Origin of the sequence: Pseudomonas sp. GW531-T4, assembly GCF_017349615.1 — a bacterium.
GTDB lineage: Bacteria > Pseudomonadota > Gammaproteobacteria > Pseudomonadales > Pseudomonadaceae > Aquipseudomonas > Aquipseudomonas chlororaphis_I.
In genome coordinates this window covers 160,739-186,945 of the sequence record NZ_JACMZT010000006.1, presented here as the reverse complement: position 1 = coordinate 186,945, position 26,207 = coordinate 160,739, and the positions used below count along the sequence as shown (strand labels likewise).

Below are 26,207 nucleotides of genomic sequence, written 5' to 3'. Positions count from 1 at the left end.
CTTACACGCTGAGCGCGGCGCGCAATTGCGCTTCGAGCAGGGTCGCGTCCAGTTCCTGGCCGATCAGCACCAGGCGCGTGGTGCGGGCTTCGTCGGCGCCCCACTGGCGGTCGAAGTGTTTGTCGAAGCGCGTACCCACGCCCTGGATCAACAGGCGCATCGGCTTGTTGGGGATCGCCGCGAAACCCTTGACCCGCAGGATGCCGTGCTGCACCACCAGTTGGGTCAGGGCGTCCAGCAGCAGGCTTTCGTCGGCCTGTGGCAGTTCGATGGAGATGGAATCGAAGGCGTCGTGATCGTGGTCATCATGCTCCCCCTCAACAGCAGCGTCACCGTTATGGTGGTGATCGTGGTGGCTATGGCGGCCGTCGATGTGTTCTTCCGAACCCTTGCCCAAGCCCAGCAGCACGTCCAGCGGCAGGCGACCGCTGCTGGCTTCGATGACTTTCACCGCCGGCGGCAGTTCCTCGGCGACTTCCAGGCGCACCTTGGCCAGGTCTTCCGGGCTGATCAGGTCGGCCTTGTTGAGGATCACCAGGTCGGCGCTGGACAGCTGGTCGGCGAACAGCTCGTGCAGCGGCGACTCGTGGTCGAGGTTTGGGTCGAGCTTGCGCTGGGCGTCCACCTGGTCCGGGAAGGCGGCGAAGGTGCCGGCGGCCACGGCCGGACTGTCGACCACGGTGATCACTGCGTCGACGGTGCAGGCGCTGCGGATTTCCGGCCACTGGAAAGCCTGGACCAAAGGTTTGGGCAGGGCCAGGCCGGAGGTTTCGATGAGGATATGGTCGAGGTCGTCGCGACGGGCCACCAGTTCGCGCATCACCGGGAAGAACTCTTCCTGCACGGTGCAGCACAGGCAACCGTTGGCCAGCTCGTAGACGCGGCCGCTGGCCTCTTCCTCGGTACAACCGATGGCGCACTGTTTGAGGATCTCGCCGTCAATGCCCAGCTCGCCGAACTCGTTGACGATCACCGCGATGCGGCGGCCCTGGGCGTTGTCCAGCATATGCCGCAGCAAAGTGGTTTTGCCCGAGCCGAGGAAGCCGGTAACGATGGTGACGGGAAGTTTGGCCAGTGTTTTCATCGGATGCCCTTTGGCAAGGTGGCGGGCATACGGGACGAGAACCGCGCAGGCAGGTGCACGGAAGAGTTCGCCACCGGATCACCCCGCCCGGTTGTAGTGAGAATCGAGTCCGAGGCAGGTCTCCTGGCTGGCGGTGCGCCGGTCATTGGACTGGCGAACGATGCGCCTTCCCGCCGCCTGGCAGTGGCCTTGCATCGTTCATCACCGTTTACAGTTGCGGGGGCAGCCGCGGCTTGGACCGCGTTCCCTTCTTAGGTTCTGTACGACAAGTGGCTGCGCTCGGCCATGCTGCGTTAAAAACAGGCTCGGAATGCTCATGTAGGCCCCTACACTCCGCTTCCTCGCCTGTTTTTGCCTTGCCTGACCTTCGCTCGCCGACTTTTCGTACAGAACCTAGCTTCGGCAGACGCCGAAGAACCTCGAGAGCGCAAGGCTACGCAGAGCTTGGGGGGCGGTCAATGTTCATGCGGCGCGAAGACAGGCCAATCGCGATCGAAAACGAGAACCCTTGCCAATTGACGCCCCTCCCTCGCCCATGCTCTCCTACACAACTTGTTACGGGTGCCCTTCACAGGGTGAAACGGGAAACCGGTGCGTCACAGGCCAACAGCCTTGATCAGTCCGGTGCTGCCCCCGCAACGGTAAGCGAGCGAAGAATCAGATCCACTGTGCCAGCAGTCCGGCATGGGAAGGCGATTCTTGCCGGCCAGGCGCAAGCCCCGCCCCTCGCGAGCCCGGAGACCGGCCCGCTACACAGTCATAACAAACCCGCGGTGGGCGGGCGCTGTTAATTCCCCGCGAGCCCGTCTTGCGGGGTCTTGCTGCGCTCGATTCACCCGCTGACACACCAGAGGGAAGCGCCATGTCGATCATCAGCAGCACCAGCCACTCCACCAGCAGCACCGCCACCCTGAGCCAACGCCTGGTCGCCGCCATCGGCGCCTCTATTCTCGGTGCGTGTCTTGTGTATTTCGCCGGTTTCTCCCATATCGAAGCGGTGCACAACGCCGCCCACGATACCCGTCACAGCGCCGCCTTCCCTTGCCACTGAGACCTGCCGAGATGATCAAGCGTATCGCGCAAACCGCGGGGTTCACCGGGTTGCTGGCGGCCCTGTTGCTGACCCTGCTGCAAAGCTTTTGGGTCGCGCCGCTGATCCTGGAGGCGGAAACCTACGAGAAGGCCCCGGCCGCCCAGCATGAAGCAGTGCATGAGCACGCCGCCGGCACCGCCGCCCACAGCCATGACGCCGAAGCCTGGGAGCCGGAGGACGGCTGGCAGCGCGTGCTGTCCACCACTGGCGGCAACCTGGTGGTCGCCGTGGGTTTCGCCCTGATGCTCGCCGGCCTCTACACCCTGCGCGCGCCGAACCGTACTTCCCAGGGCCTGCTCTGGGGCCTGGCCGGTTACGCGACCTTCTGCCTGGCGCCGACCCTCGGCCTGCCGCCCGAACTGCCGGGCACCGCCGCCGCGGACCTGGCGCAACGGCAGATCTGGTGGGTCGGCACCGCCGCCTCCACCGCGGTCGGCATTGCCCTGGTCGTCTTCGCGCGCCACTGGTTGCTGAAAGTGCTGGGCGTGGCCATCCTCGCCGTGCCGCACCTCATCGGCGCGCCACAGCCGGAAGTGCATTCGATGCTCGCGCCGCAAGCACTGGAAGCGCAGTTCAAGATCGCTTCGCAACTGACCAACGCCGCGTTCTGGCTGGCCCTGGGCCTGATCAGCGCCTGGCTGTTCCGCCGCAAGAGCGACGATCAGTACTCGGCATGACGGCTGCCAGCACAGCGCCGACCCTGGTGGTCGGCCTGGGCTGCCAGCGGGGCTGCCCGGTGGAGACCTTGCGCGCCCTGCTCGACCAGACCCTGAGCGCCCACCGCATCGACCTCGGGCAGATCAAGGCGCTGGCCAGCATCGACCTGAAACGCGAGGAACCCGGGCTGCTAGCCCTGGCCGCGCAACTGGGCCTGCCCCTGACCTGTTTCAGCAGCCGCCAGCTGACGCCTTATGCGCCGCAACTCAGCCATCGTTCAGAGATCGCCTACGAGCACACCGGCTGCTACGGCGTCGCCGAAAGCGCCGCCCTGGCCCTGGCCGAACAGCTGGCCCGAGGCCCGGCAAAGCTGCTGGTCACGCGGCAGAAATATGCCCAGGCGACCCTCGCCTTGGCCTGCTCCGGGTAAATCTTCGATAATCCCCGCCGCTGATCATGAGCAATCTTCATCTGTGAGGTTGCCTCGCCCCTTTTTTCACAGGAGAACGCCATGACCGTCTTTTTTATCGGCGCAGGTCCCGGCGACCCGGAACTGATCACCGTCAAGGGCCAACGGCTGATCCACAGCTGCCCGGTCATCATCTATGCCGGCTCCCTGGTGCCCGAAGCCGTGCTCCAGGGTCATAGTGCCGAACAGCTGGTCAACAGCGCCGAATTGCATCTGGAACAGATCATCGAATTGATCAAGGACGCCCATGCCAAAGGCCAGGACGTGGCCCGGGTGCATTCCGGCGACCCGAGCCTGTACGGCGCCATCGGCGAACAGATTCGCTGCCTGCGCGAGCTGGGCATCCCCTTCGAAATCATCCCCGGCGTGACCGCCACCGCGGCCTGCGCGGCCTTGCTGGGGGCCGAACTGACCCTGCCGGACGTCGCCCAGAGCGTGATCCTGACCCGCTATGCCGACAAGACCTCGATGCCCGCCGGTGAGTCATTCGCCAGCCTGGCCGCCCACGGCACCACCATGGCAGTACACCTGGGGGTCAACCATCTGCAGAAAATCGTCGCCGAGCTGCTGCCCCATTACGGCGCCGACTGCCCGATTGCCGTGGTACACCGGGCGACCTGGCCGGATCAGGACTGGGTGCTGGGCACGCTGGCGGACATTGCCGAAAAGGTCCAGGCCAAGGGGTTTCGGCGCACGGCGCTGATCCTGGTGGGCCGGGTGCTGGCCACGGACAGCTTCAGCGAGTCGTCGTTGTATCGCGCTGGGCATGCGCATTTGTATCGGCCTTGAGGCCTTATCGCGAGCAAGCTCGCTCCTACAAAAGCATGCGCATTCCTCTGTAGGAGCGAAGCTTGCCCGCGATCCAGGCGCCGCGGAGCAACTGGGGCCACATACATCCGGGCATAAAAAAACGGCGCTCACGGGGCGCCGTTTTTTTGTTCGCAGCGAACGCCTTAGTAGTAGGCGTTTTCTTTCTGCGTGTGGTCGGTGACGTCACGTACACCCTTGAGCTCGGGAATGCGCTCGAGCAGGGTGCGCTCGATGCCTTCCTTCAAGGTCACGTCGGCCTGGCCGCAGCCTTGGCAACCACCACCGAACTGCAGCACGGCGATGCCGTCCTCGACCACATCGATCAGGCTGACCTGGCCGCCGTGGCTGGCCAGCCCCGGGTTGATCTCGGTTTGCAGGTAGTAGTTGATGCGCTCGTTGATCGGGCTGTCGGCGTTGACCATCGGCACCTTGGCGTTGGGCGCCTTGATGGTCAGCTGGCCGCCCATGCGGTCGGTGGCGTAGTCGACGACCGCGTCATCGAGGAAACCTTCGCTGAAGGCGTCGATGTAGGCGGTGAAGCTCTTCAGCCCCAGGGCTTTGTCTTCGGGTTTTTCTTCACCCGGCTTGCAATAGGCGATGCAGGTCTCGGCGTACTGAGTCCCTGGCTGGGTGATAAAGATGCGGATGCCAATGCCCGGGGTGTTCTGCTTGGAGAGCAGATCAGCCAGATAATCGTGGGCGGCGTCGGTAATGGTAATAGCGGTCATGGAAATTCCTCGCAGGCGTGGGCGCAGTTTACGCCAATCGGCGTGCCGGACAAAGTCCTAGTATTTTTGTCGGGATAGACCTTGGTCGATAGGCCCGCGCTGCGTGGTCGACGCAACGCCTGGGATTTTTTTGCAAGGCTCTTGCGGGATGGGCCGGGCCGGAACCTGAGGGCTCCGACCCGGAATTTCAAGGGCTTGGCGCCTTCAGAGGTTCTCGTAGCGGTTCATGTCCAGTACGCCCGCCTCTTTCGGATCGGTTTCCAGGATGTACTGGGTCTGGTCATGGAAGTACTGCCAGAACTGCGGATGGCTGCGACGGATCCCCCAGCGCTCGACGATTTTCTCGAAACGATGGGCGTCCTTGGCGTTTTCCATCTCGGCCACGAACGCCGGCACTTGCTCGGCAGGAATATTGAACATGAAGTTCGGGTAGCTGCTGAGCACGCCCGGGTAGATGGTCAGGGTGTCCAGGCCCGGCTGGTAGCGCAGCGACTCGCCCAGCAGGAACGCCACGTTACTGTGGGCACGGTTGCGCAGCATGCTGTAGAACACCCGCTTGCCGCTCGGCGCCTGGATGCGCAGCATGGTGGCCTCCGGCAACAGGTCGATGACCCGCATGCCGGCCGCCGGCCGCGAAACCAGGCCGCTGAGGGCCTGTTCGGCATTCTGCAGCGCCGGGTCGATGTTCGGCCGGGAGCAGTAGGCGCCGTCGCAGCGGTTGATCGGATCGGGCCGCGCATTGAGGTCGCCGTAACGACTCAGCAACTGATTGGCGAAGTCGCGTTTCGGGTCCTTCTCGTCCAGGACCAGGGCACTGGCCTTGTCGTCGTCGATGGACTCGTAGTCCAGCCACATCTTGAATTTGCCGCTGTTCTGGTACCAATCGTCGAGGAAGTCCTCGCGGGTGCCGGCGGGCATCAGGCGCAGGAAGTTCTGCTCGGCGCCGTTGCGGATCAGGTCGAAGTACAGCCGGGTCTGCGCCTGGTGCGAGACATTGCCGAACACGTCGAAGTTGACCGCCAGCTGGTAGTAGGTGCGCTCCAGCAGCGGGTAGTCGAACAGCCACATGGTCTGCGGCACCTCGCCGATCAGGCCCTTGGTCACCGAGGCGCTGTCGAAGTGACGGAAGATGCTCAGCAGCGCGTTGTCGTTGCCCGCCCACAGGGTCGACCAGCTCGGCGCCGGGGCATTGGCGTAGGAGTCGCGGCGCAGGATCTCGTATTCGTTGCGTTTGTCGCGATAGGCCAGCCACAGGCTCAGCACGCTGCCGACGTCATCGTTCTGCCCAGGCATGGCCAGCAGCGGCGTGGCCTGGCCGCGGTAGGCCGGGTCGGTGATGTAGAGATCGTGTTCCGGGGCCTGGAACAGCGCCCAGAAGTTGTCGCGGATCACATCGGTGGCGATCTGCCCGCGGCACACCGGGCCGCGGATAAAGGTGCGCACGAAGTACTCGGCGTTATCCAGCATGAACTGGTAGCGGGCCTTGGCCGGAATCGCCTCGAAGGTCTCGAACGGGTTGGCGCGGCGGCCCGGGCCATAACCCGGCAGCGCGCTGACCTGATAATCGCCGCTGTAGAACAGGGTCTTGACCCGCGCCATCTTCGCCGCGCTCAGCGGGTAGGTGATGTGGGTCTTGTGCACGATCACCCCTTGCACCGGCCACAGGCGGTAATACACCTGGGTGCCCGGGTCGTCGTTGGGTCGACGGGTGTTGATCAGGTCGATCGGCTGGCCGCTCGGCGTGCGCGAACGCACCCACTGGAAGAAGTGCCCCGGCTCGCCACCTTCGAAATAGATGTGGGCGAGGAACCAGTGCTCGAACAACCAGCGGGCCACCAGGCTTTCCCGGGCGCCCGGAGCATTGAGCAGGTTTTCCCACTGCAGCACCTGCATCGCTTCCTTGGCGCTCGGCGCCAGGCCCTGTTCGTCGATCGGCGCCCCGGAGGCCAGCCAGCGTTGCAGGGTCTGGTATTGCTGATCGGTCAGGCCGGTCACCGCCAGCGGCATGCCTTCGCGCGGATGGGCCTTGGCATAACCATCGAATTCGGCCGGCTGCGCGCACATGTTCTCGCGGTTCAGGCCCAGGACAATGTCCTCCGGCAGCTTGGCGTTGGGTTGCAACGGCGTCTTGTGGCCCAGCTCGAGCATGCGCGCCATCAGCGCCGCCTGGCTGCCCTGGGCATCGAGCACCGAGTAGAAGCCCATACCCTGCCAGGCGTGCTTGCCGGAAGCGTCATAGAACAAGCGGGTCGGCGTCTGTGCCTTGCTGCGTTCGCCGTCGTACACCGGGATCTTCGAGGCGCCGCGGGCCGCGCCCTCGCCGCTGCCCAGGTTGAGCTGGCAGGCCGAGTCGTAGCAGGCATGGCAGGCCACGCATTTCTCGGTGAAGATCGGCTGGATATCGCGGGTGTAGGAGATCGCTGGCGCGGGACCCTGGGCGCTGGCGAACGAACTTAAAAGCAGCAGCACACTGCCGATGACAACGCGGTAAGACATATCCCTGGTCCAATCCATAAGAAAATCCGGCGATTCTACCGGGCCAGCACCGCCACCAACATGAGCGATATTCATGCAAAACCGCCGCATGCTCTAAAAGCGCACAGGTTTGCTATGATCCTCGCCCTTCGTAATGGCCCTTCCAGGTAGTCTTTCATGTCCGATCGCAGCACGCGCCTCCAAGCCCTTCAGCAAGCCCTCAAAGAGCGCATCCTGATTCTCGACGGCGGCATGGGCACCATGATCCAGAGCTACAAGCTCGAGGAGCAGGACTACCGTGGCAAACGCTTCGCCGACTGGCCGAGCGACGTCAAGGGCAACAACGACCTGCTGGTGCTGACCCGTCCGGACGTGATCGGCGGCATCGAGAAGGCCTACCTGGATGCCGGTGCCGACATCCTCGAAACCAACACCTTCAACGCCACGCAGATTTCCATGGCCGACTACGGCATGGAAGCGCTGGTCTACGAGCTCAACGTCGAAGGCGCGCGCCTGGCACGCAAGGTCGCCGATGCCAAGACCCTGGAAACCCCGGACAAGCCGCGCTTCGTCGCCGGCGTCCTGGGCCCGACCAGCCGCACCTGCTCGCTGTCGCCGGACGTCAACAACCCCGGCTACCGCAACGTCACCTTCGACGAACTGGTGGAGAACTACACCGAGGCCACCAAGGGCCTGATCGAGGGCGGCGCCGACCTGATCCTGATCGAGACCATCTTCGACACCCTCAACGCCAAGGCGGCGATCTTCGCCGTGCAGGGTGTGTTCGAAGAGCTGGGCCTGGAACTGCCGATCATGATCTCCGGCACCATCACCGACGCCTCGGGCCGCACCCTGTCCGGGCAGACCACCGAAGCCTTCTGGAACTCGGTGGCCCACGCCAAGCCGATCTCCGTCGGCCTGAACTGCGCCCTCGGCGCCAGCGAACTGCGCCCCTACCTGGAAGAGCTGTCGAACAAGGCCAGCACCCACGTCTCCGCGCACCCCAACGCCGGCCTGCCCAACGAATTCGGCGAATACGACGAACTGCCGGCGCAAACCGCCAAGGTCATCGAAGAGTTCGCCCAGAGCGGCTTCCTGAACATCGTCGGCGGCTGCTGCGGCACCACCCCGGGGCATATCGAGGCCATCGCCAAGGCCGTCGCCGGCTATGCGCCGCGGCAGATCCCGGACATCCCCAAGGCCTGCCGCCTGTCGGGCCTGGAGCCGTTCACCATCGACCGCCAGTCGTTGTTCGTCAACGTCGGCGAGCGCACCAACATTACCGGTTCCGCCAAGTTCGCCCGCCTGATCCGTGAAGAGAACTACACCGAAGCCCTGGAAGTCGCCCTGCAGCAGGTCGAAGCCGGCGCCCAGGTGATCGACATCAACATGGACGAAGGCATGCTGGACTCGAAGAAGGCCATGGTGACCTTCCTCAACCTGATCGCCGGCGAGCCGGACATCTCGCGCGTGCCGATCATGATCGACTCCTCCAAGTGGGAAGTGATCGAAGCCGGCCTCAAGTGCATCCAGGGCAAGGGCATCGTCAACTCCATCAGCATGAAGGAAGGCGTCGAGCAGTTCATTCATCACGCCAAGCTGTGCAAGCGCTACGGCGCCGCCGTGGTGGTGATGGCCTTCGACGAAGCCGGCCAGGCCGACACCGAGGCGCGCAAGAAGGAAATCTGCAAACGCTCCTACGACATCCTGGTCAACGACGTCGGCTTCCCGCCGGAAGACATCATCTTCGACCCGAACATCTTCGCCGTGGCCACCGGCATCGAGGAACACAACAACTACGCGGTGGACTTCATTCACGCCTGCGCCTACATCCGCGACGAGCTGCCCTATGCGCTGAGTTCCGGTGGGGTGTCCAACGTGTCGTTCTCGTTCCGTGGCAACAACCCGGTGCGCGAGGCGATCCACTCGGTGTTCCTGCTGTATGCGATCCGCAACGGCCTGACCATGGGTATCGTCAACGCCGGCCAGCTGGAGATCTACGACCAGATCCCGCAGGAGCTGCGCGACGCCGTGGAGGACGTGATCCTCAACCGCACCCCGGAAGGCACCGATGCCCTCCTCGCCATCGCCGACAAGTACAAGGGCGATGGCAGCGTCAAGGAAGCCGAGACCGAAGAGTGGCGCAACTGGGACGTCAACAAGCGCCTGGAACACGCCCTGGTCAAGGGCATCACCACGCACATTGTCGAAGATACCGAAGAGTCGCGGCTGTCCTTCGCCCGCCCGATCGAAGTCATCGAAGGCCCGCTGATGGCCGGCATGAACATCGTCGGCGACCTGTTCGGCGCCGGCAAAATGTTCCTGCCCCAGGTGGTGAAGTCCGCCCGGGTGATGAAGCAGGCGGTGGCTCACCTGATTCCCTTTATCGAGCTGGAAAAAGGCGACAAGCCGCAAGCCAAGGGCAAGATCCTCATGGCCACGGTCAAGGGCGACGTGCACGACATCGGCAAGAACATCGTCGGCGTGGTCCTGGGCTGTAACGGCTACGACATCGTCGACCTCGGCGTGATGGTGCCGGCAGAGAAGATCCTGCAGGTGGCCAAGGAACAGAAGTGCGACATCATTGGCCTGTCCGGCCTGATCACCCCGTCGCTCGACGAGATGGTCCACGTCGCCCGGGAAATGCAGCGCCAGGACTTCCACCTGCCGCTGATGATCGGTGGCGCCACCACCTCCAAGGCGCACACGGCGGTGAAGATCGAGCCCAAGTACAGCAATGACGCGGTGGTCTACGTCACCGACGCCTCGCGCGCCGTGGGCGTGGCCACCCAGCTGCTGTCCAAGGAGCTCAAGGCCGGTTTCGTCGAGCGCACCCGCGAAGAGTACGTGGAAGTCCGCGAGCGCACCGCCAATCGCAGCGCCCGCACCGAGCGCCTGAGCTACCCGGCGGCCGTGGCCAAGAAGCCGCAGTTCGACTGGAGCAGCTACCAGCCGACCGTGCCGACCTTCACCGGGGCCAAGGTGCTGGACAATATCGACCTGCGGGTCCTGGCCGAATACATCGACTGGACGCCGTTCTTCATCTCCTGGGATCTGGCCGGCAAGTTCCCGCGCATCCTTCAGGACGAGGTGGTGGGTGAAGCCGCCACCGCGCTGTACAAGGACGCCCGGGAAATGCTCGACAAGCTGATCGACGAGAAGCTGATCAGCGCCCGCGCGGTGTTCGGCTTCTGGCCGGCCAACCAGGTGCAGGACGACGACCTGGAAGTCTATGGCGACGACGGCCAGCCCTTGGCCAGGCTGCACCACCTGCGCCAGCAGACCATCAAGACCGACGGCAAGCCGAACTTCTCCCTGGCCGACTTCGTCGCGCCCAAGGACAGCGGCGTGACCGACTACGTCGGTGGCTTCATCACCACCGCCGGCATCGGCGCCGAAGAAGTGGCCAAGGCCTATCAGGACAAGGGCGACGACTACAACTCGATCATGGTCAAGGCCCTGGCCGACCGCCTGGCCGAGGCTTGCGCCGAGTGGCTGCACCAGCAGGTGCGCAAAGACTACTGGGGCTACGCCAAGGACGAACAGCTGGACAACGAGGCGCTGATCAAGGAGCAGTACAGCGGTATCCGCCCTGCCCCGGGTTATCCGGCCTGCCCGGACCATACCGAGAAGAGCACCCTGTTCGCCCTGCTCGACCCCGAGGCATCCGAAGGCAAGGCCGGGCGCAGCGGCGTTTTCCTCACCGAACACTTCGCCATGTTCCCGGCGGCGGCGGTCAGCGGCTGGTACTTCGCCCATCCGCAGGCGCAGTACTTCGCCGTGGGCAAGATCGACAAGGACCAGGTCAACAGCTACAGCGCGCGCAAAGGCCAGGACCTGGCCGTGACCGAGCGCTGGCTGGCGCCGAACCTGGGCTACGACAACTAACAGCTACGCGCCCCCACTGTAGGAGCGAGCTTGCTCGCGATGAACGCCAACGATAACGCGGTGAATCTGAAGAATCGCGTTGTCTTGACGTTTTGATCGCGAGCAAGCTCGCTCCTACAGGGTGTATGGGCAGGAGCTACGCGAAAATTGTCTATGCTTTCCCTACACTCACTTGTGTCGAGGGATTTATGGACGACCCCATCAACAACAAGCCGCCGACCCTTTGGCAGATGCTGCAAAGCGTCGCCGCTGCCGCCTTTGGCGTACAGAGCGGCAAGAACCGCAAGCGCGACTTTACCCACGGCAAGCCCAGCCATTTCGTGATCCTGGGCATTCTGTTCACTGCGGTGTTTGCCTTGACCCTGTTCGGTATCGTCAAGCTGGTCGTGCACCTGGCGGGGCTTTGAACGCCTGTCAGTGCAACAACAGATTCAGCGAGAAGGGATAACGGTAGCCGGCCGGCTTGCCCTCGGCCGACAACCCGCGAAAGTCCACACCGTATTGCTGCGAACCCTGTAGATCCAGCAAGCGCTGCGCCTGGACCTTGTCCAATAGCTGGAACACATCCAGCTGCCAGCTCGGGCCACCATAGGCCGCAGGGTTCAGCCCCCGGGCATCATCGTTGAGCACCACCATCGCCCAGCCCCCCAGGGTGAAATGCCCGGCGATCAGCGCCGTCAGGCGTCCGTCGATCAACGCCTGCAAGGCCTGTGGCGAGCTGTTCAGGGCACTGAACAGCACCTCCTTGCCCGGTCGCCGCCCCTGCTGTTCCAGCGCCTCCATCGCCCCCAGGGCCATCTCGTCGTTGGCCGACCAGATCAATTGCGTCTGCGGATAGCGCTTGAGCAACTGCTGGGCCTGCTCAAACGCACGCTGGCGATTCCACTCGCCATACACCAGCTGCCGTAGCCGCACCTCGGGATGCTCGGCCAGCGCTCGTTGCAGACCCTGCTCACGGGATTGCGCCACCGGGGTGTTCTTCACTCCCGAGAACGCCAGCAGGTCGATGTACTGCCCTGGGGCTAACGGACCGTGACGACGGATCAGCTCCTTGAGCATCAGGTAGCCAGCTTCCTCGTCGTTGGCGATCATGCTGCCGATCCAGTCGGGATAACGACTCTGGCGATCGCCCAGCAAGCGTTGCTGATCGCTGGTCAGCGCGTTATTGACGACGAACAGCTTCACCCCGCTGCCCTGGGACAAGCGCAGGATCTCCGGTGCGACATATTGCTCGTTGACCACCACCAGGTAATCCGGCCGGTCCGGGCCCTGCAGGGCTTCCCGGGCCTGGCGGATAGTGGTTTGCGAATCGCGCTGCGAATAACGCACGCGCAGATCCAGGCCGAGGTCGTTGGCCGCGGCCTGCATGAACTGTGAATAACCGACCCAGAAGGTTTCAGTGGAATGGCCCGGGTTCAAAAACACCACCGAGGTGGCATGGGCCATGGCCCAGAACGCTGGACTCAGTACAAGCAGCACCAGCAGCAGACACTTATCAAACGCCTTGAACATTGCGACCAGAGTCCCGGAATATTGCCCTGCAGTATAACTGGCAAAATACTGGCCAATGTCGGCAAATCGTCATTTCCTACAGACAATTCGGACTCTGTTCGTCGCTCGACCGCAACTATTGATGACTGACCCAGAACACCGCCGTTCCCACGACCAGAATGATCAGAAAGAGAATGGCCCAAGCATCGACAGCGCTGTCGCTTTTCCTTGCCTTGGTTGGATTGCTCATAGCATCGCCTCTTGTCGGTTTTATCGGTGACTGCACAAAGACTCGAGCACAGTTAAGTCGAGGATTGCCCTCACCACAAATGTGGGTTTGAGCCGGCCGGATACCGTTAGTCGTTTTGGTTCTTTGCATATACTCAAACATCACTTTTGCGCATAACTGCAAACTGGTATCTTCGCCCGGCTCCGTTGGGAGTGCGCGGCCGTGCGCGCAGAATTTCTTGGGTGACATCCGCCTCTGCGTCACCTGATAAGCCTGAGAACAGGATCTATATGTACGTATACGACGAGTACGATCAGCGGATCATCGAGGACCGCGTCAAGCAGTTCCGTGATCAGACCCGGCGCTATCTGGCAGGCGAGCTGAGCGAAGAAGAATTCCGCCCTCTGCGCCTGCAGAATGGCCTCTATATCCAACGTTTTGCCCCGATGCTGCGGGTGGCGGTGCCTTATGGCCAGCTGACTTCGCGCCAAGCACGGATGATGGCCAGGATCGCTCGCGACTACGACAAGGGCTACGCCCACATCAGTACCCGGCAGAACGTGCAGTTCAACTGGCCGGCGCTGGAAGACATCCCGGACATCCTGGCTGAGCTGGCGACCGTGCAGATGCACGCCATCCAGACCAGCGGCAACTGCCTGCGCAACGTCACCACCGACCAGTTCGCCGGCGTCGCCGCCGATGAGCTGATCGACCCGCGCCCCTGGTGTGAAATCGTCCGTCAGTGGACCACCTTCCACCCTGAGTTCGCCTACCTGCCGCGCAAGTTCAAGATCGCCATCAACGGTTCGACCTCGGACCGCGCGGCCATCGAAGTCCACGACATCGGCCTGGAGCCGGTGCACAACGCCGCTGGCGAGCTGGGCTTCCGGGTCCTGGTCGGTGGCGGCCTGGGCCGGACCCCGGTGGTTGGCGCCTTCATCAACGAGTTCCTGCCGTGGCAGGACCTGTTGAGCTACCTCGACGCCATCCTGCGGGTCTACAACCGCTACGGCCGGCGCGACAACAAGTACAAGGCGCGGATCAAGATCCTGGTCAAGGCCCTGACCCCAGAGGTGTTCGCCGAGAAAGTCGAAGCGGAAATGACCTTCCTGCGCGGCGGCCAGACCACCCTGACCGAAGCCGAAGTGCATCGGGTGGCCAAGCACTTCGTCGATCCGGACTACAAGGCACTGGTCAACCAGGACGCCGAACTGGCCGAGCTCGACAAACAATATCCGGGCTTCGCCCGCTGGCGCACGCGCAACACCCTGGCCCACAAGAAGCCGGGTTATGTCGCCGTGACCCTGTCGCTGAAACCCACCGGCGTAGCCCCGGGCGACGTCACCGACAAGCAGCTGGACGGCATCGCCGACCTGGCCGACCGCTACAGCTTCGGCCAGCTGCGCACCTCCCACGAGCAGAACGTGATTCTCGCCGACGTCGAGCAGAGCCAGCTGTTCACCCTGTGGGGCGAGCTGCGCGAGCAAGGTTTCGCCACGCCGAACATCGGCCTGCTGACCGACATTATCTGCTGCCCGGGCGGTGATTTCTGCTCCCTGGCCAACGCCAAGTCGATCCCGATCGCCGAATCCATCCAGCGCCGTTTCGACGACCTGGACTACCTGTTCGACATCGGCGAGCTGGACCTGAACATTTCCGGCTGCATGAACGCCTGCGGCCACCACCACGTGGGCCACATCGGCATCCTCGGCGTGGACAAGAAAGGTGAAGAGTTCTATCAGGTTTCCCTGGGTGGTAGCGCCAGCCGCGACGCCAGCCTGGGCAAGATCCTCGGCCCGTCCTTCGCCCAGGACGACATGCCCGACGTGATCTCGAAGCTGATCGACGTGTACGTGGAACAACGTACCGAGGACGAGCGCTTCATCGACACCTACCAACGTATCGGCATCGACCTCTTCAAGGAGCGCGTCTATGCAGCGAATAATTAAGAACAACGAGGTCATCGACGAAACCTGGCACCTGCTGCCCAAGGACGCGACCCTCGACGGCATTTCCAACTGCGACGACCTGATCGTGCCGCTGGCCCTGTGGCGCGAGCACGCTCATGCCCTCAAGGCCCGCGACGGCGGCCTGGGCGTGTGGCTGGACAGCGATGAAGAAGCCGAAGAGATCGGCGATGACGTGCAGCACTTCCAGGTCATCGCCCTGAACTTCCCGGCCTTCACCGACGGCCGCAACTACTCCAACGCCCGCCTGCTGCGTGACCGTTACGGCTTCAAGGGCGAGCTGCGGGCAATCGGCGACATCTTGCGCGACCAGCTGTTCTACCTGCGCCGCTGCGGGTTCGACGCCTACGCCCTGCGCGCCGACAAGGACCCGTACGAAGCCCTGGAAAGCCTCAAGGACTTCTCCGTGACCTACCAGGCCGCCACCGACGAACCGCTGCCGCTGTTCCGTCGCCGCTAAACGCCGCGCCAACAAAAAGCCCTGGACCGGGAAACCGGTCCAGGGCTTTTTTGTGCCTGCCATCTTTAACGCGCTGCCCGCCCCTGTAGGAGCGAGCTTGCTCGCGATAAACCTCAAGACAACACGAACTCCAGAGAAACGTGGTGCTGCAACCTCCATCGCGAGCAAGCTCGCTCCTACAGGAGGCCGCAACGGCCTTACCAGAAACGCTGCTGGGTCAGGCGGCTCCACCAGGTCAGCAGCACACGGTCGATAGAACCGCTGGCCGCCAGCCCGACCCGCTCCTGCAGGCTCTTACGCTCGGCGTAATGCAGGTGGTACAGCTCGGCGCTCTTGGCGCGCTCGGCCAGGTATTCGTCGCTGGTTTTCAGCTCGTCGACCAGTTTTTTCTCCTGCGCCGCGACACCCAGCCAGACTTCACCGGTGGCCACCTCGTCGATGACCAGCTGCGGCCGGTAACGGGAGACGAAATTCTTGAACAACTGATGGGTGACGTCCAGGTCTTCCTGGAACTTCTCCCGACCCTTTTCGGTGTTTTCGCCAAACACGGTCAGGGTGCGTTTGTATTCGCCGGCAGTCAGCACTTCAAAGTCGATGTCGTGCTTTTTCAGCAGGCGGTTGACGTTCGGCAGCTGCGCCACCACGCCAATCGAGCCGAGGATGGCGAACGGCGCGCTGATGATCTTCTCGCCGATACACGCCATCATGTAGCCGCCGCTGGCCGCGACCTTGTCGATGCACACCGTCAGCGGCACGCCGGCCTGGCGAATCCGCGCCAGTTGCGATGAAGCCAGCCCGTAGCTGTGCACCATGCCGCCGGCGCTTTCCAGGCGCAGCACCACTTCGTCCTTGGGCGTGGCCAGGCTCAGCAGCGCGGTGATTTCGTGGCGCAGCCCCTCGGTGGCCGAAGCCTTGATGTCGCCGCTGAAATCCAGCACGAACACCCGCGGCTTTTCCTCGTGCTGCTTCTTGTGTTTTTTCTCGGCCTTGGCCTCGGACTTGCGCAGCGCCTTGAGCTGGTCCTTGTCGAGCAGGCTCTGCTCCAGACGCTCGCGCAGGCCTTTGTAGAAATCGTTGAGCTTGCTCACATGCAACTGCCCGGCGCCCTTGCGCCGGCCTTTGCTGCGCAGCGAGGCAGCGGTGATCAGCACCACCAGGATGGCGATGACCAGGGTGACGGTTTTGGCCAGGAAACTGGCGTACTCGGAGAGAAACTCCACAGGGACTCCTTAAAGACGTGCATCACTGCCAACACGTGGCGGAATGGCTCCAGCATACCGGCGCAGCCAGGCGTCGGCCAGTCGCGAAACCTCCTGTTACCGTGCTCTAACGGGCATTTCAAACAAGCGTATGTTTTTTCATTGACAGCTCACCGGCATCCTCATAACCTCGCAAAACTTTCAACGTACCGGGATGACGCGGACGTGGGCAGCATCTATCTGATTCGACATGGCCAGGCCTCCTTCGGTGCGGACGACTACGACGTCCTCTCGACCACGGGTGTGCGCCAGGCCGAAGTGCTCGGTCAACACCTGGTCGAACTGGGGGTGAACTTCGACCGCTGCCTGGCTGGCGACCTGCGCCGCCAGCAACACACCGCCAACTCCACCCTGCAACAGTTCAGCGCCGCGGGCCTGCCCACGCCGATCCTGGAAACCGATTCGGCGTTCAACGAATTCGATGCCGACGCGGTGATCCGCGCCTTGCTGCCCGACATGTTGTCCGAGGAGCCCGACGCCCTGGACATCCTGCGCAACGCCGCGCAGAACCGCGCCGAATTCCAAAGAATCTTCGCCCTGATCATCGACCGCTGGCTGGCCGGCACCTACGATCCACCGGGGCTGGAAAGCTGGCTGGGATTCGTCGAGCGGGTGCAGGCCGGCCTGCAGCGGATTCTGGAACAGGCCGACAACACCCAGAAAATCGCCGTGTTCACCTCCGGCGGCACCATCACTGCCCTGCTCCACCTGATTACCCGGATGCCTGCCGCCCAGGCCTTCGAACTGAATTGGCAAATCGTCAATACCTCGCTCAACCTGCTGAAGTTTCGCGGTCGCGAGGTCGCCCTGGCTTCCTTCAACAGCCATGCCCACCTGCAGTTGCTGAAGGCCCCGGAACTCATCACTTTCCGCTGAGTCCGGATCACTGTGACCCTTGCTGTAACAACCCATAAAAGGATCGAACCATGACCTCCGTAGCCGACGCCGTACAAGCCATGAAAGCCAAGTTCAACCCAGCTGCCGCTGCCGGCCTGGACCTGGTTTTCGGTTTCCGCATCGATGACACCAAGAACTTCTCGCTGATCGTCAAAGACAGCACCTGCGAGCTCAAGGAAGGCGAGAACCCGGACGCCCAGGTCACGCTGGTAATGGACGGCGAAACCCTGCAAGGCATCGTCAGCGGCGAAACCGACGGCATGCAGGCCTTCATGGGCGGCAAGCTGCGCGCCGAAGGCGACATGATGCTGGCGATGAAGCTCAGCGAACTGTTCCCGGCCTAAGCCAGCGCTTCCCCAGGGAAGCCCTTGTTTGCCCACGAATCCCGCCTTCTGGCGGGATTCGTCGTTTCAGCAGTACCGCTCCAGCACATCGAAGATGTGCAACAGGCCTGAATCCATTTGGAAGCAATTAAAAATCTACCAAAACTAACTAACGAATATATGTAATCCGGCGCCTCGCCGCGCCGCACGACGCACTTGATTGATCTCGGTCAGCAGTCCCCCCAAAGCTCCTCTCTACTCTGGCGCCTCCATCGGCCAGGGACGGCTTTCGGAACGGCCGGCCCCGCTTCACCTTCAAGGAAGAGTCGTTATGCAATCGCTGAAGATCATTCTGCTGTCCACCGCCTTCAACGGTCTCACCCAGCGCGCCTGGCTGGACCTGCGCCAGTCCGGCCATCGCCCCAGCGTGGTGCTGTTCACCCATGAAGACGAAGTCTGCCGGCAGATCGAACAGGCCGACGCCGACCTGGTGATCTGTCCCTTCCTCAAGGACCGGGTACCCGAGCAACTGTGGCGCCACCCGACGCGTCCGGTGATCATCATTCACCCGGGCATCGTCGGCGACCGCGGCGCCAGCGCCCTGGACTGGGCCATCAGCAACAACCTCGAGCGCTGGGGCGTCACCGCCCTGCAGGCGGTGGAAGAAATGGATGCCGGGCCGGTCTGGTCCACCTGGGAATTCAAGATGCCGGCGCAGGTGCGCAAGTCCGAGCTGTACAACGGGCCGGTGGCCGACGCGGCGATCTACTGCATCCGCGATGTGGTGGAAAAATTCGGCAGCGACTTCGTCCCGGTACCCCTGGACTACAGCAAGCCGCAAGTGCGCGGCCGCCTGCAACCGAACATGAAACAGGACGACCGCAGCTTCAGCTGGCACGACAGCGCCATCTTCATCAAGCGTTGCATCGACGCCGCCGACGGCCAGCCCGGAGTCCTGGCCAGCCTCGCCGGCGGGCAGTACTACCTGTATGACGCGCACCTGGATAGCCGCAGCGGCATCCCCGGCGAACTGCTGGCGGTGCACGACGATGCTGTGCTGGTGGCCTGCGGCGACCGTAGCCTGTGGATCGGCTCCCTCAAGCGCAAAGCCCGGCCGGGCACCGAACACTTCAAGCTGCCGGCCCGCCATGTGCTGGCCGGCCAACTGGATGGCGTGCCTCATCTGGACTGGTCGGTCGCCAGCGAACCGTTCAGCGACGAGGCCTACCAGCCGATCCGCTACCGCGAGTCGGGCCACGTCGGCGAGCTGACCTTCGAGTTCTACAACGGCGCCATGAGCACCGAGCACTGCCAGCGCCTGGTCAGCGCGCTGCAATGGGCCAAGGCCCGGGACACCAAAGTGCTGCTGTTCAAGGGCGGGCGTGGCGCGTTCTGCAACGGCGTGCACCTCAACGTGATCCAGGCCGCGCCGGTGCCGGGGCTGGAGGCCTGGAACAACATCCAGGCCATCGACGACGTCTGCAAGGAGCTGCTCAGCGCCCGCCAACTGGTGGTCAGCGGCCTGACCGGCAATGCCGGGGCCGGCGGCCTGATGCTGGCACTGGCGGCCGATGTGGTGCTGGCCCGGGCCAATACCGTCTACAACCCGCACTACAAGAGCATGGGCCTGTACGGCTCGGAGTACTGGACCTACAGCCTGCCCCGCGCCGTCGGCCACGCCATGGCCCACAAGCTCACCGAGGAATGCCTGCCGATCAGCGCCTTCCAGGCCCTGCAGATGGGCATGGTCCAGGAAGTCGGCCCGCGCTGCCCCGACGAATTCGGCCTGTGGCTGCTGCAACGGGCCAACGCCGTACTGACCGAGCCGAAGTACCAGGCCCTGCGCGAGCGCAAGGCCAATGCCGACCCGCAACTGATGCAGCACTGCCGCAACGCCGAGCTGGAACAGATGCACCTGGACATGGTGCAGAACCGCCACGGCTTCGCCGAGAAATGCGCCGGTTTCGTCTACAAGCGCAAGACCTGCTGCACCCCGCAGCGGTTGATCGAGGATTGGGCCGTGCCGCAGCCGGATACCTTGAGTGCCTGATCGGCCTGCCACGTCGGGTTTGATGGTCAGCCTGCGCCACGTTGCCTCAAAAACTTCGCGCTGCAGGTTGGCACATTGGATCCTATCCACTTACATGACTATGCTAGCGCCCCATCGCCTCTTTCCTGATTGCTCAACACTATGCCCAACCACCACTCGCTGCATTGGCTCCATCTGTCGGATATCCACTTTCATAAAAAAACCGCCTGGTCAGACAGTCATGCACGCCGCAAGTTACTGGAGTTCCTGACCCGAAAGTTCCAAGACGGCAAACTGCCCAAACCACAGTTGATCTTCTGTACTGGCGATATTGCTTTTGGTCAGACACCGGACTGTCCAATGACTGAGCAGTACGGGCCGGCCAAGGACTTCTTCGACCAGTTGCTTGCCTGTTGTGGCCTGGAGCGGAAGCGACTGTTCGTCGTACCGGGCAATCATGATGTGAACCGCAAGAAAGTCCTCGCGGGCCAGCAACACCACCTGCGGGCCATGGCCAAAGCCTCCATGCGGCACACACAGGAAATCAGCTCCCGCTTTGACAGCCTGTCAGCAGAGTTCACGGCGGACATGAAGCGGATGGAGGACTATGGAGTCTTTACTGCGGGATACCTGCCGCATCTGCATGACCCCGAGCGACACCTCTATGCCCGACAGATCGATTTGAGCGGCATCAAGGTTGGAATCGCCGGTTTCAACTCCGCATGGAGTTGCTACGACAACGACGATAAGGGGCAAATGTGGCTTGGTGCGGATTGGCAGTTCAACCACATGAACAGCGCCCTGGAAGGGGCTGACCTGAAGATTGGCCTGATTCATCATCCCCGGGATTGGTTCAATCAGGCCGAAATCGAGATCATCAAAAAACGCAAGGCTCACGACTTCCAGTTCTGGCTGCATGGGCACAGCCACAACCCGTGGCTCGATCCCGGGCAGCGCCTGATCAAACTGGAAGCGGGTGCCATAGGTGCTGACACCGATGACCAGTTCGGTTTCAATCTGGTCAGCCTTGACCTGCAGCAGGGCCGCGGGGTTGCCCATCTGTTCGAATACAAGAATGGCTGGAAAGCCCAGACGGTTGCCGATATGGCAGAAGATGGGCTCTGGCCTTTCGAACATTCGGTCTGCGCAACCCCGGTTTCATCTGTCGCGGTCCCGGACAGCGTAGAAGCACCGCCATTATCAGTGCCAGACAATCTACCGACCGACGAAATCCCAAAACCGCCGGAATTGTTTGGTCGCGACAAGCTCATATCCACCCTTACCGCCACGCTCAAGGAAAAGCCATCCATTGCGTTGTACGGTTTGAGTGGCAATGGTAAGACAACCCTGATCAAGGCGCTGCACCGACAAGCAGCCTTTCAAGGAACAGTCTTTGTAGACATTCACTCAAGCCGCCAGATGACGGCTGGCGAGCTTTTTCGTCGCCTGCTGGATGCGCTGAACAACCGACGGGAAGATCCGCTTCCACCTAGCGGGACGGTCGAGGAACAGGCGCAAGAACTTAAACGGCTTTATCCCCATGCCCAGAATGCATTCGTCTGGATCGACGGTGCCCACCTGCTGCTCGAATCGTCGGGCTGGCGCAACCCCGAGATTCGCACACTCCTGACAGCCCTGTCGCAGGCATTCCCCGACTGGAAGTGGGCCTATGAGCTGAGCGAAAAACCGGAAGAAGGCAGTTTTGGTCGCGACTGCGCGATACAGGAGATACCCGGGCTCGACCGGGCAGGCTTGGCTTCCCTTCTGGCAGCCAGGGCACCTCAAGCGCAGAAAGCTGAGTGGACTTATAGCGGCAATAACTTGAGAGCACTCTACCAGTGGCTGGGTGGAGGACAAGGCGGCACCGCCCATACCCTGGCAATCGAGTTGCTCGCTACTATAGCGGCGGAAAAGAAAAGCTCTCCCCTGGCGGTCTATCAGAACCTTCGCCATGAAGTCATCGAGCGCCTGGACGAAAAGCTGCTCAGTATTATTCACGATGAAATACTCGGCAATGCCGAGCAAAGATTACTCAAGGTCCTAGCGCTCTACCGTAATGCGATTCCACAGGATCATGCCGACTATCTGGAGGACCGCCTGGGTATCCAGGATGCCTGGCAGAACCTGAGAAGACGCGGCCTGCTTCCTCTCGACAACAACAAAGATCACTACCTGCATGGCTTCATCGCCAGTTGGACACGGCAAAGAAAACTAGCGCTCAAAGATGCTGAGCTCTCTCCCGACTACGCAGGAGATATCCCGGCAGAAGTGGCGGACATGCATCTGCTGATCGCCCATTGCTGGCAGCGCCAAATCGGTCGTCAGAAAGAGCAGATCAACTTCCAGCGGGCCAATGAAAGCTTCTACCACCTGCTGTGTTGCAACGAATTGGGAACTATCGAGGAATGGATCGATCATCTAGCCGGGAAGGAAACCGGCTGGAGCAACGAGGCTCTATGGGCCATCTACCACCGTCGCCGCAATGCACGTGAACCGATTGAACGACAGCAAGAAGTCCTGCAATTGCTGACCAACATTCATCCATGCGAACACAAGGCTCAACGTTTCCTAGGCGAATGCCTGCAGAAAACCCTAGGAGACACCTGCAATGAAGCCTTGCAAGCCTTCGAACAGGCACTAGAGCTCAGTCCGCGATTCCCTCCCTATCTGGCCAATCTCGGCAAGCTCCTTTTGGGGCGAGGAAAGAGTGGGGCTAAAGAGTTCCTGCTGCGACTTGAAGAACATCTGAAAGCCTACCCGGAAGCGATCGACAACCACGTTCAGTCCATCCAGAACCGCTGCCAGCAGCTTGTAGAAGGCACGAATGAGGCCACACTGCTTCGCCGCCAAGCCATTGACAACGGCAGTAAGAACCCCGCGTTCTACAACGAAGAAGCCAAATACCAGTTGGAGGAATGCAATAATGCCAATGAAGCACTGCGTATCTTGGACCTTGCCAGCAAACGCCAGTGCTTCAACGACTACAGCTTAACCATCAGGGGCACAGTGCTTGAGAAACTGGATCGTGGCGCGGAGGCCTCGAAGCTGCGCATGAGCAGAATCGGAGTAGGTACTCACGACCCCGTGCTTTACGCTGGTGAAGCAATCTACCAACTGGAAAAGCTGAACGCCCCTGAAGAAGCCCTGCGCCTGTTGGATCTTGCCGTCAAACGCCAGTGCTCCAACGATTACATCGAGATCATTCGTGGCAAGGTGCTCGAGAAACTGGATCGTGGTGCAGAAGCCTCGGAGCTGCGCATGACCAAAATCGGAGCTGGTACTCGTAACCCCGTGCCCTACGCTGATGAAGCAACCTACCAACTGGAAAAGCTCAACAATCCTGAAGAGGCCCTGCGCCTGTTGGATCTTGCCGACAAACGCCAGTGCTCCAGCGACTACATCGATAACATTCGTGGCAAGGTGCTCGAGAAACTGGCTCGTGGCGCAGAAGCCTCCAAATTGCGCATGACCAAAATCGGAGCAGGTACTCGCGACCCCGTGACCTACGCTGATGAAGCAACCTACCAACTGGAAAAGCGGAACGACCCTGAAGAAGCCCTGCGCCTGTTAGATTTGGCTTGCATGTACAACTGTGACGATCACGTCACAGTGAACATTCGACGCACGGCCCTACAGCGTAAAAATCAGCACTGAAACAACAACGCCACCAGCGCCGTCCAGCCGGTCTGGTGGCTGGCTCCCAGGCCGCGGCCGGTGTCGCCGTGGAAGTACTCATGGAACAGCAGCAACTCCCGGTCCCGGGGATCGGCCTGCAACTGCGCGTAGGCGCACATCGACGGGCGGCGCCCGTCCTCGTCGCGCAGGAACAGGCGGCTCAGGCGCTGGCTCAGGCTGTCGGCGACTTCCTCCAGGGACGCCAGGTAGCCGGAGCCGCTGGGGTATTCCACCGAGAAGTTGTCGGCGTAGTAGCGATGAAACTCGCGCAGCGATTCGATCAGCATGTAGTTGATCGGCATCCACAGCGGCCCGCGCCAGTTGGAGTTGCCGCCGTACAGCCGTGAGTCGGAATCGGCCGGCGCATAACGGGCGCACAGTTGGTGACCGTCGACCTGCAGGGCGAAGGGTTGTTCGGCGAAGTTTCTGGACAGTGAGCGAATGCCGAAGTCACAGAGAAACTCGGCCTCGTCGAGCATGCGCTTGAGCAGGTCCTTGGTGCGCTCGCCGCGCAACAGCGCGAGCAACAGGCGATTGCCCTGCCCCGGTTCGTTCCAGCGCGATACCAGGCGGGCCAGGTCCGGCCGATGGTGCATGAACCCCAGCAAGCGCTCGCGCAGCCCCGGCAGGCATTCGTGTTCATGCTGTTCCAGCACCTGCACGGCGAACAGCGGCATCAGGCCGACGATGGAGCGCAGGCGCAGCGGTTCGTTGCCGCCGTCGGGACGATGCAGCACGTCGTAGAAGAACCGGTCCTGATCGTCCCATAGCCCTGCGTCGCCGTCGTCCAGCCGGTTGATGGCCCCGGCGATGTACAGGAAGTGTTCGAAGAACTTCACTGCGATGTCCACGTACACCGGGTTGCGCCTGGCCAGTTCCAGGGCGATGCGCATCAGGTCCAGGGCGTAGGCCGCGACCCAGGCGGTGCCATCGGCCTGGTCCAGGGTGTAGCCCGGCGGCAAGGGCGCCGAGCGGTCGAACAGGCCGATATTGTCGAGGCCGAGGAAACCGCCCTGGAACAGGTTGCGCCCTTCGGCATCCTTGCGGTTGACCCACCAGGAGAAGTTCAGCAACAGCTTGTGGAAGACCCGTTCGAGAAAGTCCAGGTCGCCCTGGCCGGTCAGGGCTTTTTCCCGCTGGTACACCCGCCAGCTGGCCCAGGCGTGCACCGGCGGGTTGGCGTCGTCGAAGCGCCATTCGTAGGCCGGCAACTGCCCATTGGGGTGCATGAAGCGGTCCTTGACCAGCAGCAACAGTTGGTGCTTGGCGAACCCCGGATCGATCAAGGCCAGGGCCACCGCCTGGAAACCCAGGTCCCAGGAGGCATACCAGGGGTATTCCCAGGTGTCGGGCATGGCCACGATGTCGAAGTTCGCCAGGTGCCGCCAATGGCTGTTGCGCACATGGGCGTGGGATGCCGGTGGCGGGGGCTGGCCGGGGTCGCCGTCGAGCCAGCGGTTGACGTCGAAATCGTAGAGTTGCTTGGACCACAGCAGCCCGGCCAGGGCCTGGCGCTGGACATTGCGCGCGTCGGCATCGGCGATGCCCTGTTGCAGCGCGGCGTAGAACTCGTCGGCCTCGGCCCGCCGCTGTTCGAACAGGGTTCGGGCGCTGACCTGGGCCGAACCGGCCGGAGCAAAACGCAGGTACAGGCTTTTGCTCTCCAGCCCGGCCAGCTCCAGGGTGAAGTGGGCGGCAGCACGGGTTCCGCCGTCGCGGGCAATGGCGGTGCTGGCGCCTCCCAGCAGGTAGTCGTTGATCCCGTCCTTGAACGGGCCGGGCGTGGCGAGGCCATCAAGCTTCGGGAAGTTGGTTTCGTTGTTGCAGAACAGCCACTCGCAGCACTCCGCCCCCCAAGCCGTGACCTGCATCGGCGAACAGCGCGGATGCCGGGCCAGCAGTTGCTCGCCCTCCAGGCGCAGGCTCGGCTTGCGCGAATCACCGCCCCAGCTCCAGGTGTTGCGCGCCCAGACCTGGGGCAAGACCCGCAGGCGCGCCGGCTGGTGGAAGCGGTTGTGCACCGTGACCCGCATGAAGATGTCGTCGACCGCGTGCTTGGCGTATTCCACCGTCACGTCGAAGTAGCGATCGTCCTCGAACACCCCGGTGTCGAGGATCTCGTACTCGGTATCGTCCAGGCCGCGCCGGGCGTTCTCCTGCAGCAGGTCTTCATAGGGAAAGGCCGCCTGCGGGTATTTGTAGAGCATGCGCATATAGGCATGGCTGGGCACGCCGTCGAGGTAGAAATACAGCTCCTTGACGTCTTCGCCATGATTGCCCTCGGCGTTGTTCAGGCCGAACAGGCGCTCCTTGAGAATGCTGTCGCGCTCGTTCCACAGGGCCAGCCCCAGGCACCAGTGCTGGGCCTTGTCGGAGAACCCCGCCAGCCCGTCCTCACCCCAGCGGTAGGCCCGGCTGCGGGCATGGTCATGGGGCAAGTAGGCCCAGGCATCGCCATCGGCGCTGTAGTCCTCGCGCACCGTGCCCCACTGCCGCTCGCTCAGGTACGGCCCCCACTCGCGCCAGGGTTCGCCCGCCGGGCCATTGAGGCGCTGGCCTTCGATCGTTTCGAGGATGCTTGCCGCCGCTGCTGCCGTCATGGGGGTGTCCGTGAGCCATGGAGGTGAAAGCCAGTGTAGGGGCTGGCGACGCCGGCGGCCCATGACAAATGTT

General features: G+C 62.5%; 18 protein-coding genes and 2 riboswitches. Of the genes, 12 read left to right on the top strand and 6 right to left on the bottom strand.

Going from position 1 to position 26,207, the window contains the following annotated elements:
- Position 1 precedes the first annotated feature (1 nt).
- Entirely contained in the window at positions 2-1,084 is a 1,083-nt protein-coding gene (gene cobW / locus J4D28_RS07135; protein ID WP_103331316.1) for a cobalamin biosynthesis protein CobW, read from the bottom strand.
- 95 nt (positions 1,085-1,179) lie between these two features.
- Positions 1,180-1,387, bottom strand: a riboswitch (cobalamin riboswitch).
- Between the two features lie 239 nt (positions 1,388-1,626).
- Positions 1,627-1,849, top strand: a riboswitch (cobalamin riboswitch).
- Positions 1,850-1,946: 97 nt separating this feature from the next.
- On the opposite strand from cobW, the gene J4D28_RS07130 reads away from it, so the two are divergent.
- The 4 genes from J4D28_RS07130 to cobM all read left to right on the top strand — a co-directional run bounded on the left by J4D28_RS07130 (position 1,947) and on the right by cobM (position 4,092).
- Positions 1,947-2,135, top strand: a complete 189-nt coding sequence (locus J4D28_RS07130) for a CbtB-domain containing protein (protein ID WP_009049661.1) — start codon at positions 1,947-1,949, stop codon at positions 2,133-2,135.
- Positions 2,136-2,146: 11 nt separating this feature from the next.
- On the top strand, positions 2,147-2,854 hold the full coding sequence (locus tag J4D28_RS07125) for a CbtA family protein (protein ID WP_103331315.1): 708 nt from the start codon (positions 2,147-2,149) through the stop codon (positions 2,852-2,854).
- Positions 2,851-3,264, top strand: coding sequence for a cobalamin biosynthesis protein (locus J4D28_RS07120; RefSeq protein WP_009049663.1), 414 nt, complete (start codon positions 2,851-2,853; stop codon positions 3,262-3,264). The genes J4D28_RS07125 and J4D28_RS07120 overlap by 4 nt, the downstream gene beginning before the upstream one ends.
- An 81-nt stretch (positions 3,265-3,345) precedes the next feature.
- On the top strand, positions 3,346-4,092 hold the full coding sequence (gene cobM / locus J4D28_RS07115) for a precorrin-4 C(11)-methyltransferase (RefSeq protein ID WP_016705356.1): 747 nt from the start codon (positions 3,346-3,348) through the stop codon (positions 4,090-4,092).
- A gap of 164 nt (positions 4,093-4,256) precedes the next feature.
- On the opposite strand, the gene nfuA is transcribed toward cobM, so the two are convergent.
- Positions 4,257-4,841, bottom strand: a complete 585-nt coding sequence (gene nfuA, locus J4D28_RS07110; RefSeq protein ID WP_009049665.1) for a Fe-S biogenesis protein NfuA — start codon at positions 4,839-4,841, stop codon at positions 4,257-4,259.
- A gap of 204 nt (positions 4,842-5,045) precedes the next feature.
- Positions 5,046-7,337, bottom strand: a complete 2,292-nt coding sequence (locus tag J4D28_RS07105; RefSeq protein ID WP_009049666.1) for a fatty acid cis/trans isomerase — start codon at positions 7,335-7,337, stop codon at positions 5,046-5,048.
- Positions 7,338-7,493: 156 nt separating this feature from the next.
- Here J4D28_RS07105 and metH point away from each other — a divergent pair, with 156 nt between their 5' ends.
- Together metH and J4D28_RS07095 are read left to right on the top strand one after the other, a co-directional pair.
- A complete protein-coding gene (gene metH, locus J4D28_RS07100) occupies positions 7,494-11,204 on the top strand; it encodes a methionine synthase (protein ID WP_009049667.1) in 3,711 nt (1,236 codons plus the stop codon).
- A gap of 188 nt (positions 11,205-11,392) precedes the next feature.
- A complete protein-coding gene (locus tag J4D28_RS07095) occupies positions 11,393-11,611 on the top strand; it encodes a DUF2970 domain-containing protein (RefSeq protein WP_009049668.1) in 219 nt (72 codons plus the stop codon).
- A gap of 7 nt (positions 11,612-11,618) precedes the next feature.
- Here the strand turns inward: J4D28_RS07095 and J4D28_RS07090 are convergent, their stop codons facing one another.
- Entirely contained in the window at positions 11,619-12,716 is a 1,098-nt protein-coding gene (locus tag J4D28_RS07090) for an ABC transporter substrate-binding protein (protein ID WP_009049669.1), read from the bottom strand.
- A gap of 498 nt (positions 12,717-13,214) precedes the next feature.
- Here J4D28_RS07090 and J4D28_RS07085 point away from each other — a divergent pair, with 498 nt between their 5' ends.
- Both J4D28_RS07085 and J4D28_RS07080 read left to right on the top strand, forming a co-directional pair.
- Entirely contained in the window at positions 13,215-14,873 is a 1,659-nt protein-coding gene (locus tag J4D28_RS07085; RefSeq protein ID WP_009049670.1) for a nitrite/sulfite reductase, read from the top strand.
- Complete coding sequence (locus J4D28_RS07080) at positions 14,857-15,351, top strand: DUF934 domain-containing protein (RefSeq protein WP_009049671.1); 495 nt, start codon at positions 14,857-14,859, stop codon at positions 15,349-15,351. Before J4D28_RS07085 ends, J4D28_RS07080 begins: the two co-directional genes overlap by 17 nt.
- 197 nt (positions 15,352-15,548) lie before the next feature.
- Here J4D28_RS07080 and sohB read toward each other — a convergent pair whose 3' ends face one another.
- Entirely contained in the window at positions 15,549-16,571 is a 1,023-nt protein-coding gene (sohB, locus tag J4D28_RS07075; RefSeq protein WP_103331314.1) for a protease SohB, read from the bottom strand.
- 204 nt (positions 16,572-16,775) lie between these two features.
- On the opposite strand from sohB, the gene J4D28_RS07070 reads away from it, so the two are divergent.
- The 4 genes from J4D28_RS07070 to J4D28_RS07055 all read left to right on the top strand — a co-directional run bounded on the left by J4D28_RS07070 (position 16,776) and on the right by J4D28_RS07055 (position 23,513).
- On the top strand, positions 16,776-17,486 hold the full coding sequence (locus tag J4D28_RS07070; protein ID WP_009049673.1) for a histidine phosphatase family protein: 711 nt from the start codon (positions 16,776-16,778) through the stop codon (positions 17,484-17,486).
- Between the two features lie 50 nt (positions 17,487-17,536).
- A complete protein-coding gene (locus J4D28_RS07065; protein WP_007921837.1) occupies positions 17,537-17,851 on the top strand; it encodes an SCP2 sterol-binding domain-containing protein in 315 nt (104 codons plus the stop codon).
- A 310-nt stretch (positions 17,852-18,161) separates the two neighbouring features.
- Complete coding sequence (locus tag J4D28_RS07060) at positions 18,162-19,880, top strand: hydrogenase maturation protein (RefSeq protein WP_103331313.1); 1,719 nt, start codon at positions 18,162-18,164, stop codon at positions 19,878-19,880.
- A gap of 141 nt (positions 19,881-20,021) precedes the next feature.
- The gene (locus tag J4D28_RS07055) at positions 20,022-23,513 is read left to right on the top strand and encodes an AAA family ATPase (RefSeq protein ID WP_124314070.1); all 3,492 of its coding nucleotides are present in this window, start codon (positions 20,022-20,024) and stop codon (positions 23,511-23,513) included.
- Here J4D28_RS07055 and J4D28_RS07050 read toward each other — a convergent pair.
- Entirely contained in the window at positions 23,504-26,134 is a 2,631-nt protein-coding gene (locus tag J4D28_RS07050; protein ID WP_103331311.1) for an MGH1-like glycoside hydrolase domain-containing protein, read from the bottom strand. The two genes, J4D28_RS07055 and J4D28_RS07050, sit on opposite strands and share 10 nt — an antisense overlap.
- Positions 26,135-26,207 lie beyond the last annotated feature (73 nt).

What these genes read in the sequence shown, in the direction of transcription:
- J4D28_RS07085 (WP_009049670.1), top strand. Translation starts at nt 13,215, where the DNA reads ATGTACGTATACGACGAGTACGATCAGCGGATCATCGAGGACCGCGTC.
- J4D28_RS07055 (WP_124314070.1), top strand. Translation starts at nt 20,022, where the DNA reads ATGCCCAACCACCACTCGCTGCATTGGCTCCATCTGTCGGATATCCAC.
- J4D28_RS07080 (WP_009049671.1), top strand. Translation starts at nt 14,857, where the DNA reads ATGCAGCGAATAATTAAGAACAACGAGGTCATCGACGAAACCTGGCAC.
- J4D28_RS07050 (WP_103331311.1), bottom strand. Translation starts at nt 26,134, where the DNA reads ATGACGGCAGCAGCGGCGGCAAGCATCCTCGAAACGATCGAAGGCCAG.
- metH (WP_009049667.1), top strand. Translation starts at nt 7,494, where the DNA reads ATGTCCGATCGCAGCACGCGCCTCCAAGCCCTTCAGCAAGCCCTCAAA.
- nfuA (WP_009049665.1), bottom strand. Translation starts at nt 4,841, where the DNA reads ATGACCGCTATTACCATTACCGACGCCGCCCACGATTATCTGGCTGAT.
- J4D28_RS07090 (WP_009049669.1), bottom strand. Translation starts at nt 12,716, where the DNA reads ATGTTCAAGGCGTTTGATAAGTGTCTGCTGCTGGTGCTGCTTGTACTG.
- cobW (WP_103331316.1), bottom strand. Translation starts at nt 1,084, where the DNA reads ATGAAAACACTGGCCAAACTTCCCGTCACCATCGTTACCGGCTTCCTC.
- J4D28_RS07105 (WP_009049666.1), bottom strand. Translation starts at nt 7,337, where the DNA reads ATGTCTTACCGCGTTGTCATCGGCAGTGTGCTGCTGCTTTTAAGTTCG.
- J4D28_RS07060 (WP_103331313.1), top strand. Translation starts at nt 18,162, where the DNA reads ATGCAATCGCTGAAGATCATTCTGCTGTCCACCGCCTTCAACGGTCTC.
- J4D28_RS07120 (WP_009049663.1), top strand. Translation starts at nt 2,851, where the DNA reads ATGACGGCTGCCAGCACAGCGCCGACCCTGGTGGTCGGCCTGGGCTGC.
- J4D28_RS07095 (WP_009049668.1), top strand. Translation starts at nt 11,393, where the DNA reads ATGGACGACCCCATCAACAACAAGCCGCCGACCCTTTGGCAGATGCTG.
- J4D28_RS07125 (WP_103331315.1), top strand. Translation starts at nt 2,147, where the DNA reads ATGATCAAGCGTATCGCGCAAACCGCGGGGTTCACCGGGTTGCTGGCG.
- cobM (WP_016705356.1), top strand. Translation starts at nt 3,346, where the DNA reads ATGACCGTCTTTTTTATCGGCGCAGGTCCCGGCGACCCGGAACTGATC.
- J4D28_RS07065 (WP_007921837.1), top strand. Translation starts at nt 17,537, where the DNA reads ATGACCTCCGTAGCCGACGCCGTACAAGCCATGAAAGCCAAGTTCAAC.
- J4D28_RS07130 (WP_009049661.1), top strand. Translation starts at nt 1,947, where the DNA reads ATGTCGATCATCAGCAGCACCAGCCACTCCACCAGCAGCACCGCCACC.